This is a genomic window from Congregibacter sp. (assembly GCF_047617445.1).
Lineage (GTDB): Bacteria > Pseudomonadota > Gammaproteobacteria > Pseudomonadales > Halieaceae > Congregibacter.
This window is the reverse complement of sequence record NZ_JBLGBE010000094.1, coordinates 1-12,281: the sequence shown is the minus strand read 5'-3', so window position 1 is coordinate 12,281 and position 12,281 is coordinate 1. Positions and strand designations below refer to the sequence as shown.

The 12,281-nt window shown below is 53.4% G+C and carries 8 protein-coding genes and 1 pseudogene; 3 read left to right on the top strand and 6 right to left on the bottom strand.

What is annotated here, in order from left to right:
- Both ACI9KD_RS15385 and ACI9KD_RS15380 read left to right on the top strand, forming a co-directional pair.
- Positions 1-400: pseudogene (locus tag ACI9KD_RS15385) on the top strand (transposase); the annotation flags it as partial.
- Between the two features lie 339 nt (positions 401-739).
- A complete protein-coding gene (locus tag ACI9KD_RS15380; RefSeq protein WP_414982057.1) occupies positions 740-1,705 on the top strand; it encodes an NADP-dependent oxidoreductase in 966 nt (321 codons plus the stop codon).
- Positions 1,706-1,877: 172 nt separating this feature from the next.
- On the opposite strand, the gene ACI9KD_RS15375 is transcribed toward ACI9KD_RS15380, so the two are convergent.
- The 4 genes from ACI9KD_RS15375 to ACI9KD_RS15360 form a co-directional block, all read right to left on the bottom strand.
- A complete protein-coding gene (locus ACI9KD_RS15375; protein WP_414982056.1) occupies positions 1,878-4,196 on the bottom strand; it encodes a S8 family serine peptidase in 2,319 nt (772 codons plus the stop codon).
- A gap of 320 nt (positions 4,197-4,516) precedes the next feature.
- A complete protein-coding gene (locus tag ACI9KD_RS15370) occupies positions 4,517-6,019 on the bottom strand; it encodes a phospholipase D-like domain-containing protein (protein WP_414982055.1) in 1,503 nt (500 codons plus the stop codon).
- Positions 6,020-6,125: 106 nt separating this feature from the next.
- Positions 6,126-6,581, bottom strand: a complete 456-nt coding sequence (locus ACI9KD_RS15365; RefSeq protein ID WP_414982054.1) for a hypothetical protein — start codon at positions 6,579-6,581, stop codon at positions 6,126-6,128.
- A gap of 115 nt (positions 6,582-6,696) precedes the next feature.
- Positions 6,697-9,054, bottom strand: coding sequence for a TonB-dependent receptor (locus ACI9KD_RS15360; protein WP_414982053.1), 2,358 nt, complete (start codon positions 9,052-9,054; stop codon positions 6,697-6,699).
- Positions 9,055-9,141: 87 nt separating this feature from the next.
- On the opposite strand from ACI9KD_RS15360, the gene ACI9KD_RS15355 reads away from it, so the two are divergent.
- Complete coding sequence (locus ACI9KD_RS15355) at positions 9,142-9,765, top strand: hypothetical protein (RefSeq protein ID WP_414982052.1); 624 nt, start codon at positions 9,142-9,144, stop codon at positions 9,763-9,765.
- Positions 9,766-9,861: 96 nt separating this feature from the next.
- Here ACI9KD_RS15355 and ACI9KD_RS15350 read toward each other — a convergent pair whose 3' ends face one another.
- A complete protein-coding gene (locus tag ACI9KD_RS15350; RefSeq protein ID WP_414982051.1) occupies positions 9,862-11,811 on the bottom strand; it encodes a sulfotransferase in 1,950 nt (649 codons plus the stop codon).
- A 99-nt stretch (positions 11,812-11,910) separates the two neighbouring features.
- On the bottom strand, positions 11,911-12,281 hold a 371-nt coding region (locus tag ACI9KD_RS15345; RefSeq protein WP_414982050.1), incomplete at its 5' end, for a DDE-type integrase/transposase/recombinase.

Below are 12,281 nucleotides of genomic sequence, written 5' to 3'. Positions count from 1 at the left end.
AGATGACCCGCAGACGCCCTACAGCGATGGGACGACACAGGTGGCATTCGAGCCGATGGATTTCATCGCCCGTCTCGCGGCTCTCGTACCAAAACCGAGAGTGAACCTTACTCGTTACCACGGTGTGCTGGCGCCCAATCACCGCTGGCGCGGGCTGGTTACACCTGCCAAACGCGGCAAAGGTGTGAAACGAATGTCCAGTGATGACGTACGCTCACACGCTGAACGGCACGGTGCTATGACCTGGGCCCAACGGCTCAAGCGTGTGTTCAACATCGATATTGAGGTCTGCGGTCGCTGCGGCGGGTCCGTCTAAGTCATTGCTTGTATTGAGGACCAGGACGTCATCGACACAATTCTGGCTCATCTGCGCGACAAGGAACAGGGCACCCTCTCTTGATGCTTTGCATCAAGAGAGGGTGCCCTGGGGTACATTGCCTCTTTTCGCCGGCACGGAAGCTGGCTCTACGCCGCTCAACCAGCACGGGCGCCACTGAGTAAACCAGTTGGTACAGGCAGGTGTGTGCCTCACCTCAGGAACGAGCAGATTTGATGGGCAGGGCCGCCCTGGCAATCACGATTCCGAGCAAAAATACGACAAAATTGCAAACCTTTCCGGTTCAGCAACTAGATCACAGGAGAAAATTTGCTCACAACATCCCCTTAATACTTCTTATACTTCTTATACTTCGGTTCGGCGGGTACACTCCAGAGGGAATCGTTGACAGAGGATATACCCATGGAAGCGCGACCGCCCAGAACTGAACCGGAGACCACCCGCGCCGTCCGCTTGCACGCATACGGCGAGGCCCCGCGCATCGACGAGATCCGAGCCCCGTCCGACCCGGGGCCTGGCGAACTCATCGTCGACGTTGCGGCGTTCGGAGTCGGGGCCTGGGACGTCGGGGTCGCAGCGGGTCGGCTTGCCAAGCTACTCCCCTGCGCCGCGCCGCCCTTCACGATGGGGGCGGAGCTGTGCGGCAAAGTGTGTGCGCTCGGAGGCGGCATCGAGGGCTTTGAGATCGGCGACCGGGTGATGGCCAATCCCGGACTGATAGGGGCCTGGGCGGATCGTGTGCTGCTGAGGGCGTCCGACTGCGGCCGCGCCCCACGACGGGCGAGCGATGCGGAGGCCGCGACGATTCCGGTGCGCAGCCTGGCAGCCTGGCAGGGGCTCGAGCGGCTCGGTCTCTCGTCGGGCGCGAGCCTGCTGATCGTGGGTGGCGGCGGGGCGGTGGGACGCGCAGCGGTCGAGATTGCGCACGGCCGCGGCCTACGAGTCCTCACGATCGCGGGACCTGGAGAGCTCGACACGCTTCGACAGCTCGGGGCCGAAGTCGCGGTCGACTATCACGAAGAGTGGCCGCCGCGGATCCGCTCGGCCGCATCGGGCGACGTCGACGCGGCTTTGGACCTCGTTGGCGGTGAGTCGCTCGAAAAGGCCTTGCGGCTGGTTCGCGATGGCGGCCGAGTCGTCTCGACCGTCGCCAGCGAATCGGGCGTCGAAGCGCCGCCGGGCATCGCATTCGAGCTCCTCAAGATGAAGAGCAGCCGCGCCGCGCTCGACGCGATCGCCGATCTGGTGGATGCCGGCGGGTTGTCGACGCGGATCGCGGGGAGGTACGCCCTCCAAGACACGCCCGCCGCGCTCGACGCCGCTCGTGCGCCCGATCGCGAACCGGGGGAGATCGTGCTGCACCGCTGATTCCGGCCGCATTTGCGCCCAACAATCTATCTGTCAGGCGGAATACAGGTCATTATCTATTCCTCAAGGATAACGTTATTACAAGGCAAAAAGAGCCGCCTATTGGCAGCCCTTTATTTGATCACAACTCATACCGATGAGCGTACGAAGATCTCGATAGCCGGATAAGCCCCTATGGTGCTGGTGCCACTTCGGCCGAACAGGGAGAGCCACCGTCTTCACATACCTGATAGCTATCACCACTCGAATAGTTACGGTCTCGCCAGAAACCGTCATTACTCGTGCGTGTTATTTGCCCGCCATCACGGTAGATCCGTACCCGCGACCCGTCGGCGCCTGACCAACGAATATCCGCACGGTTGCCCTTATTATTCAGGGAAGCAGTAGCATCGATACCTGACTCTGGTGCTGCGCCAACATCAACCAAACCCCCTGTCTCAGCCACACCACCATCACCATCGTTGACGGTCAACGTAACGGTGTACTCCCTTTCCGAGCCAAAGGTATGACTTGTCGTACCACCTGTTGCGGTAACACCATCACCAAAGCTCCACGCGTAACTCAGGCTATCGCCGTCAGGATCACTCGAGCCGCTTGCGTCGAATGAGACGGGGGTTTCGGTGTCGATATCAGTGTCAGGACTAACGCTAAATACGGCAACAGGCGCCCGATTTTTCGGGTCAACCGAGATCACCACCGAATCAGTGTTGGTGAGACCCTCACTGTCAGTTACTGTCAGCGTCGCGGTATAAGTCTTACCCGTTTCCGTTTCATTATAGAACGTACGCTGTGCTTCGGAGCCTGCCGCATCGTTCACGCCATCTCCATCAAGATCCCAGTTATAAGTGATTACGCCAACATCATCGGTTGAGGCCAAACCATTGAAGTCAACAGTCAAGGGCGCCTTACCCGAGGTAGGGTCGGCATTAATGCGCGCAACAGGCGGTTGATTGACTGGAGGCTCAGTATTGTCTTCGTCGTAGCTCACACTGAGACTAACGCCGCTAAATGCAGCATATGCATGGATCATCACGTAATAATCTGTGAGGCCTGAATTGTTACCCGCACAGGTTTCATTATTACCATTCAGCCAAGGCCGACAATCGTAGGAGGCCAAGGTAGGTAAAGCGCCCTCACGCAAGTACAAATCAGCATCACCACTTCCGCCGGCGATCTGTACCGACAAATTGGTCGCCCCGTCAGGTAAGGTGATGCTGTAGAACACTTCGCTGCCTGTTGAGCCAGAAAGATTGCTCACCGCCTCACCATTAGCAAGAGCTGCTGGCGGCGGCGGTGGTGGCGGCGTTAAACTATCACAGGTTTGCTGATTGATAAGCTCATTTGCCATTGTCAGCTGAACAAGACCATAACCAAAGCTGTTATCACGACCGGAAGCACCCAAATCCTCCGCCGTATAGGCCAAAGCCTGCCTTATCGCACCAGCTGTGCAGCTGGCGTGATTACTCCATAGCAAGGCTGCGGCGCCAGCGACGTGGGGGGTCGCCATTGAGGTGCCGTTATAGGCAGAATAACCACCGCCTACAACGGTCGACAAAACCCCAACACCCGGCGCTGCGAGTTCCACCTGATCATTGCGGTTAGAGAAGTAGGCGTGACTTTTACTGGAATCTACGGCAGCAATACTGACCACCGAATTATAGGATGCGGGGTAAGAGTAGCTCGTGTTACCGTCGTTGGAAGCCGCCGCTATCGACAGCACGCCTGCTGACAGCGCCTCAGAAAAAGCGCTACTTTCGTTTGAACTTGGAGAACCTCCGCCCAGGCTCATTGACACAATGTTCGCCCCTTCAGCAACGCAGTCATCCAGCGCGTTGATCAGACTTGAGGTTCTCGTCCACGAACCACCGTCGTCGAATACTTTTACGATATGCAAAGACAGGTTTTCACCGGCATGCACACCGACAACCCCCTCTGTATTATCTAGCGCCGCGATCGTGCCAGCAACGTGCGTTCCGTGGCTGTCGCCAGGATTGCTCCATGAATCACCGGTTTGCGACGTGCCCGTTACGCGATTACTGCCTGGCAAATCGGGATGATCGAGGTCATATCCCGAGTCGATAATGCAGACCTTGCGTGGATAATTTCCGACAGGCAGACCGTTGACTGAGTCGGCCTCTATCATTGATATACCGTACGGGATTTCCTGCGCCAGCATGAATCGCTTCGAATCCGGCTCGACCTTCGCACCTGCAAAGAGCGGGTGACGCAACAATTTGGCGAGATCTTTATCGGATAAATCGGCGGCAATAATGTCGCGATACTTCAGCTTTTTGGCTTTCTTACCATTGTTTTTATTAACCACCTTGAGTGATTGGACGCCTTTGCCTTTGGCGTGGGTCACCATATATCGCTGGCTGTTGTCTGCGGCTTCACCCTTGGCCAGGGCCGTGCCCGTGTTGAGGCCTATAATAACCACTGCCGCCATGGCAAACATTGAGCCACCGAGTAATGTTTTGACATGAATATTCATGATGCATATCACCTTTTTTATCATTATCTCTCGTTATTATACATTAATTTTGCTGTCGAAAAAGGCGGCACGGAAGCTAGCTCTACGCTGCTCAACCAGCACGGGCGCCACTGAGTAAACCAGTTGGTACAGGCAGGTGTGTGCCTCACATCAGGAACGAGCAGATTTGATGGGCAGGGCCGCCCAGGCAATCACGATTCCGGGCAAAAATACGACAAAATTGCAAACCTTTCCGGTTCAGCAACTAGATCACAGGAGAAAATTTGCTCACAACATCCCCTTAATACTTCTTATACTTCGTCTTACTCGACGGCGAGTAGTTACATCTGGCCTTCAATAGGTAGTAATCCAAAAAACCAGGACTCAGCACGCATAAAGAAAGATGCTGGAGGAGCATCGTGCACGTCTCCCTCCGGGCCTTCCCAGACTATATTGCCCTCCGTATTCAATCTTACCCGCCAGGCGTTCTCGGGCAGCAGGTCAACGGCAAAGAGCTCGCGCACGTGGGCGTTCAGACCGGGACTATCGACGAGGGCACCGATCTCAGTATTCAGCCGCAATGATCGCGGATCAAGATTGGCGGAACCGACCATCAGGCAGCATTCATCAAAGAGCGCTATCTTCGCATGCAGGCCGAGTACATTCTCCTCTACCGCATCAAATACATACAGCGCGCGGGAACTGGCATCGGCACGTAACTCGTACAATTCGGCTCCTGCATTCAGCAGCGCTGGTCGGTGCTCAGCATAGGCAGCGTGAGCCGTGACATGATTATTTGAACCCAGAGAGTTGGTTAGTATCCGCACTTTGACGCCGCGATTTGTTGCGCGTTCGATTGCGGCGGTCAGTTCTTTGGTAGGGATGAAGTAAGCGGAAATCAGCAGCAGGTCACTCTGGGTTGAATCAATGCGTTTTACATAGGCATCGGCAAGCTGAATGGGAAAGTCTACGGCTGGACTTTGGTCAGCTGGTGTATCCACGATGAGCCTTGCCGTTCCGGCATAGCCTGAGTCAAAAAGCGCTTGCCACTGTTCCGTCGTGGCCGCAACCGGGATCTTGACCACGCCATCTTTACCCGCCAACCAGTCAGTAAGCTCTTCCGGTGACAATTCGTCACTGGCATCGACTAAATGCTCAATCGGAATGGTCCACGGGTCATTCCAGTAAAGGTCAAAAAGACTCGCCAGACGCATGACTAGAGGGCCTTGAACGATGACTTCGAGATCTCGAAAGTTGTGGGCCTTACGGTAACCGTAGTACTCATCAGCCTGATTGCGACCGCCGACAATGGACACCCAGCCATCGATTACCAGGAGTTTGTTGTGCATGCGGTGGTTGATAGTAGAGAAATTTGCCAGGTTTGTGACCTCACGCATGGTCGCACCACCGGCCCGGTTCGCCAGGGGGTTGTAAATTCGATAAGCGATCATCGGATGCTCCGATAGTGAGCGAAGTACCGGATCGGCATGGGCCAGAAAACTATCATCAAGTATGACACGTACTTTCACGCCCCGATCGGCCGCGGCAAGGGTTTCACGGACCAAGGCTCTTCCCGCGGCGTCGCTCTCCCAGATAAATGTCTGCAAATCGATACTACGCGTAGCCGCCTGCAAGGCACGCAAGCGCCAATCGAGAGCCATCTGTCCATTGTTCATAGGCACGAACAGGTCGGTCTTGGCGATATTCTCCAACGCCGGCCAGGCCGCCAAAGGGGCCGGGGGAAGTGCTTCTTCCCGCACACGATCGCGCTCTGGTTCCACCGTGGCGCAGGCGGTCATCACAGTGGCCAGTATCATGCAAAGACACAGGTTCAAACGAGTCATAGTTAACCTTCCCTTATCAGTAATTCACAATTCGGTCGATTTCCAGCTGCCACCCAGCTTCCGCAGCGACCAGCCGGTACTGAAGCTGTCTGGTGCCGCCGGATGGCTAGGCATTAGTGTCTGTATCTTTATACACCGGGTAACGCCGCACCAGGCGGTTTTCCACCACCCTGAATGTATCGTGGCCCTGGTAGCCCTCGTTTGCCACCGGGTCGGAGTTGATGGATGGCAAGTGGATAGGGGTGGCAGACTTACCGCCGTTGACGGCGAAGGCCCTGAGGGAGCCATAACTGCCGCTGCCAGCTGAACTGGAATAGACATAACGTTCTGGCCAGCCATTGCTGTCGAGATCGGCGAGCTCTGCCAGGTAGGCGGTTCCATCGAGTTCCAGCTCCACAGGGGTATTGTCTATTTCTAGGCCTATGGGGGTAATCTTTAGGCTGTTCAGGGAACTGCCACTGGTGGCTTGCAGCCTGAAGCCTGCATGGCTGTCTCCCAGCTCACACTGGTTGGGCGATGTCAGTTCGGCACGCTGGCACTCGAAAAAGAGTATAGGTAGCATTAACGCCCCTGCACACCACAATCTGCTAGCCACCAGTTACTATAAATACGCTAATCGCTCTCACAGCCCCCGCATGCCGGTAACACCGGATGCAGGGGTTTGCATAACTCGAACTTTAGAAGTTATACGCAGCCTGAACCACAAAGCTGCGCGGCGCATCAATGTGCTGAAAATAGGTCTGACTAAAACCCTGCCCTGCCAGAGGTACGTCGTTGCCCCATGTGGAGGTCTTTTCATCCGTCAGGTTCTTACCCAAGACAGCAATACTCCAGATGCCGTCAGAGCCAGCCAACTCAATTCTGGCATTGATCTTGGTAAACGAATCTTGCTCCAAAACGGGATCAAGATCAGCGGCCACCTGGAATTCATCGGAATAGTTCACATCAGCCGTTATACGCAGGTCGATCGCATTGGTGATGGAGGTAAAATACTCCAGCGCAATACTGCCGGCAATTTCAGGAGAAAATTGCAATGACTCTCCGGAAAGATCCTGCAGGCAGTTGCTGCGAACCCCACCGGCTGCGATCCAATCGATAACTTGTGGTTCACTGCATGCGGCATCGGGAAACGACTTGTACTCGGCATCCAGATAGGCCATCGAAGCGTTGAGCGTGAACTGTTCAGTCAACGCGATTGAGCCGTCAAGCTCCAATCCTTTGACTTCACTTTCAGCGGCATTTCCGACTACGAAACCGGCATTGCCATCGAAGGTACTGACCTGAACATCTTCAAACTGACTGAAAAATAACGCCACATTGAGACGCGCACGACCGTCAAGCAAGTCCATTTTAGCGCCCAATTCATAAGAGATAACCTTCTCTTCCTCGTAGTCCTCGGCGTCAACCAAGCCTCGGCCATTGGCCTGATCAAAGCCAAAGGCTTTGTAGCCATTGCCTAGTTTAAAGTAGGTCATCATGTCTTCGCTGGTATCCCACTGTAGGGTGATGTCGCCAGTTACATTCGATTCAGAGCGATCTGTGTCAAAAGGCACCGACACACAGTTAAAGCCGATTCCGGGACAGCGGGTAGCTACGCCATCTTCAAAGAAATGAACCGTCGCGAAGTTCAGTGCTGCATCGTATATTCCGGCAAGAGAAGTATTCAATGTCCCGCCGTCGAATGGGGCACCGATAAGGGAGGTTTTGCTAATTTCTTTTTCATCCCGTGAATACCGCACGCCAGCAAGGACTCTGAAATCATCGCGTACATTAAACGTCCATTGCACAAAGGCAGATAGCGTACTGGCGTCCTGCACAAAAGTGCTCTCTGCCGACGCATCGAAGGCTCCGCCGCCTATACCTGCGTTGCCCAGCAAAACATCGGTAACAGAGTCGTGGTCTAGCTCTTCATCCTGATAAAAAACACCCGCAAGATACTCTACGGTTTCGCCGATGGGAGAAGACAGCAAAAATTCTTGTGTGAACTGTTTGTGCTGCTCGTCTCGTCCACGCGCAATGAATTGGAGAGGACCGTAGTCAGAATCCAGATAATTGGTGAATTCATAGTTCACATAGCCGCTTATGGACTTTATGCTGTATTCGCCCAAGGACCATTCGGCCGTTAGCGTAGTGATGTCCCACTCGCTGTCATGAAATTGATCGTCGCTGAGCAAACCACTGATATTCTGTGCTGACTTGTCGTAGCCGAAAGAGGCTGCGAAATTTGGATCTGCCTCGCGGTATCGACCGATAGCAAACAGGGTAGCAACTGTAATCAGGTCCTGACGCCCTATGGTCTCGGTTTCTCCCGTTTCATATTTAAAAACAACATCCAGATTGTCAGTTGCTTGCCAATCCAGAACAATTCTTCCCACGGTATTCTCTGCCTGGCGCTCGTCCCGATTCTTAAACGTATTTCTCATATAGCCATCGGTCTCATCGCGCTTTACGACAAGACGTGCAGCGAGCGTGTCGCTGAGCGGGCCCGACAAGGTCAGCGTGGCACCCCAGCCATCAAATTCAGGTTCGCTGGTAAGCTCCACCCGCCCCTCAAACTCATCACCCGGCCTAGCGGTTGTGACACTGATGGCACCCGCAATGGTGTTCTTCCCGAACAACGTACTTTGCGGACCTTTCAACACCTCAACTCTAGCGACGTCTAGGAAAGAACTACGTGAAGCCTGGCCTCTACCAAAATAAACACCGTCGATGAAGGTACCCACCGACTGTTCGAAACTGTAGTTGATGCCTGAGCCAACACCACGAATAAACAACTGGTCACCGGCGCCACCTTCTGCGATGTGTACATTGGGCAAAAAGACGGCCATCTCTTCCAGTGACCCGATACCCTGATCGGTAATTTTCTCGCCGCTCATCACCGAAAGTGCAATCGGCACATCCTGCATACCCTGGACTCGTTTCGACGCGGTTACGATTACTTCCTCCAGCATGGGTTGAGCGCAAACTGCAGCGCTGAAAACTCCCACGCCCAGTAGTGATGCGAATTGGAGCGTAGTCCTTGTTATGAGTATCATAGCCATTCCTCAGTTGCTGTAGTTTGAATGTGCGGGGCTGCCGATTTGACCTAAAAACAGCCGCCGTGAAAAGTGCGCAGCACACCAGTGATAATAATACAGTCGCAGCACCGCTATCTCAATATCCGCAGCAATCATCCCGACTATCTTTGGACCTATATTGGGTTGGGGCAGCTAACAAATTTGCATGATAACGAAGTGTTATCGCTCAATTTGGTCCGCAACGAGGCTGTTGCGGAGAATAATGAAGACGCCATAGCAGAACTTGCTGCGCTGGCTCCCCCATATACCGATGACATTGGTCAACTGAGGGTACAGCGTAAGTGGCTCTACTATTACGGTGGAGGGTTTCGCGGTCTGGGATATGTAGATCTATTTCTGGCTGTCTTTACATCCCCGGATTACTCTCTGGCTGATATTTCAGTCATGTTAGAGGGCATGGAAGTGTCAGCGGTAATGTGGCCCGAAGTTGCCACCTATCACCTGGAAGAAACGGCATTAGACTGGCAAGTGCCGGTGTATTTTTTGGCTGGAAGATACGACTACAACACTCCATCAGAGCTTGCTGAGCGCTATTTTGATAAGCTTAGCTCGCCTCGGAAGGCCTTCATATGGTTCGAAAAATCTGCTCACATGATGAATCTGTCCGACCCCCAGTTTTATCAGGACACTATGATTAATAGAGTACTGGCTGAGACTCAGAAGCCTTAAGAGCAAAGATTGATGTGCAAGTGGTGGTGCGCTGCCAGAACATTTCGAAGCAACTCTATTCCAAAAGATTGGGCCACTTCCTCATGAGATGAAGTTCTAGTGGAATTCATTTATCTCATTTTCTATGCTCAGGAATATTTCTTCAGCCTCAAGAATCCCCTTTTCATGTCTAAGCCACTTGTGGTTTTCCGGTGCTGTTAGTGTGTAGCGTGATTGCGGAAAACCTTGCTTCGCGAAGATTTCCATTCTGGGTCCGAAGGGTATCTCAGCGAACTGACAGAGCCTTTGAAGAGACGCGCTGGGCGATTCGATCAAGGTCTCATAGCTTATGGTGGTCCAGTCCGTTTTCGGCAGCTGGGAAAGATCCTGCATAATTTTCCTGTTTGTCGCGGCCCATTGCCAGGCCGCGACCTGGGCTGTTGATTGGCCGCGCATGCCACGCCATCCTTCCGGCAGCAATAGTGACCAATATGGTCCGTTCCAATCAGGCAGGTTTCGATAGGTAACAAACTTCTGTGAATTCCATGCGTCAATTATGCTGCCAATATTTGATCGCGCAGAGCGATAGAGATAAATGAATTTTGCATCAGGAAACATGGCGCGGAAAAAGGCAATTCGTAAAGAATTTTTCGGTGTTTTCTCCAGGAATCGTATTGATTTAGGTTGGTACTCCTCGGGTGTTTGTTCGTAGCCAGTACCCCCGGGGTTTTGAAGTCGGGCCATAAAGGCCTCCATTAGCTGCGCTCCTATCTGCGGAGTATAATCGTCCTTTCCCAGCTCATTGGATGCAAATTGTCTATTGGCGGGGTGAAGCGAGGGGATCGATTCAACTTCGCGCTGGCTCTCGTCTCCAATGGTCCATAGGCCCTTGTTTCGTTGCAATGCTTCGAAAAGCATTGTGCTGCCAGACCGCGGTGCAGCGACTATAAAAATCGGCTGTTCGAAGGCGGGTAGGCTGAACCTGGCAATGTACTCGTCAAGAGTAAGGCCAGATCCAGCCTTGTCTGTATCCACTACACTTGTGCTGCTGTGCGCTACAGTACTGTCCAGTTTCAATTCAGGCGCGCTCCCCTCAAGCCGTTGCGGCGCAGCCTCATTAGTCATGCTCGTGATCCAGGCTGCGGCCACCGTATAGACGTCAGCCCTATTGCTGTCGAAATTGGCGTGCTTCAGCAGCGGTCTAATTTTAGTTTTAAGTCGCCTAACAAGTAGCTGATACTGAGGAATATACTCAGTGAGGTCCCAGTATCGCGCCCAGTAGCCAGCCCAATCATGTTTGAATAACTCGATTTCCTCCTCCAGGTCGACAAACATGTGAGGCGAAGACCTCTCAAACTGTCTAAGGTCGGCAAGAAGTTCGTTGCACATATTGGTAACTTCGTCAGGAGACCTAACAGGCAGTGAGTTGAAGCGCTCTAGAGCAAAGCTATGATCGTCGGAGTTGTAACTAAATGGATAGTATTTGATGGCTTGGTTCTGCTCTTGATCTGCGCCACTCGGGTCCCAGCCAGATTTTGCGGTTGCCCAGAATTGCGATGAGCCCACCGTATCTATAACCAGATGAATTCTATCGACGTCGCTGTTGTTGTAGACGGCATGCTCTCTCCAATTATCAAAGGTCCAGGCATCTCCCGCCGCCATGTGGATATCGATATTGTCTACGGATGAAAAAATGACCTCAGGGTGAGTGATGATTGGTATGTGAATACGTAGGCGGTTTCGCCAGGCGTAATTTCCATCGCTGTGTGCTGGAACATCACAACCCGCTTTTAGACGCATTAATCTTGTGCGCCCAACTACAGTCCCAAATGCTGCCATAACCTGCTGTATATAGGGGCAACGCTCAAGTGCTGATGTCGGCTTCATCTCACCCTCGAACAAATTATTATTCTCTCCCCCGACCGAGATGAGAGGCAGCGCGGTGTTGCCTGTTTCTCTCTGGGGGTGATACTCCCAGTCAGCTTCACCGAACTGCATTGCTTCGCCCTTCAGTCGTTCAATGTCAAAGCGCAGCGGTAGTTTCAAGAATGCGGAGCCTAATCTCATCTATCTTTCTCTAGTCCAGGGCGTAACGAATCGCCATTTAGGTGGCCAAGGGTGCTGGCAAATTAACTTTCCCAGACTGCAGTAGTCTTTCCATGGTTTTCAGGCAACCGCCCTACCCCATTCACCGAACGCACTCATCCTAAGATCCCGATAATGCTGAGCCCCAACTAGATGCCTCCCAAGATTGAAGAGATTGGACACAGCGGCATGGGCGGTCACGAATCGCTGAGCCTGCCCAAGCGATTTGAATTTCCTCATACCCCGTTCTCGAACCCTCGTCGATTCATGTGACTGCTCAGCCCGATTGTTGGCATATCTCTCACTCTCATGAATAGTGTCAGGGATCACTTCACGATGAGCTACGTTATAACTGCGCAGCTTATCTGTCACGATCTTCCTGGGTTCACCACCATGACTATGTAACAGGCGCTTGAAGAACCGCTTCGCTGCAACTCCATCGCGCCTCGCCT

Coding starts and splice junctions, on each gene's coding strand:
- ACI9KD_RS15380 (WP_414982057.1), top strand. CDS start 740: ATGGAAGCGCGACCGCCCAGAACTGAACCGGAGACCACCCGCGCCGTC.
- ACI9KD_RS15375 (WP_414982056.1), bottom strand. CDS start 4,196: ATGAATATTCATGTCAAAACATTACTCGGTGGCTCAATGTTTGCCATG.
- ACI9KD_RS15370 (WP_414982055.1), bottom strand. CDS start 6,019: ATGACTCGTTTGAACCTGTGTCTTTGCATGATACTGGCCACTGTGATG.
- ACI9KD_RS15365 (WP_414982054.1), bottom strand. CDS start 6,581: ATGCTACCTATACTCTTTTTCGAGTGCCAGCGTGCCGAACTGACATCG.
- ACI9KD_RS15360 (WP_414982053.1), bottom strand. CDS start 9,054: ATGATACTCATAACAAGGACTACGCTCCAATTCGCATCACTACTGGGC.
- ACI9KD_RS15350 (WP_414982051.1), bottom strand. CDS start 11,811: ATGAGATTAGGCTCCGCATTCTTGAAACTACCGCTGCGCTTTGACATT.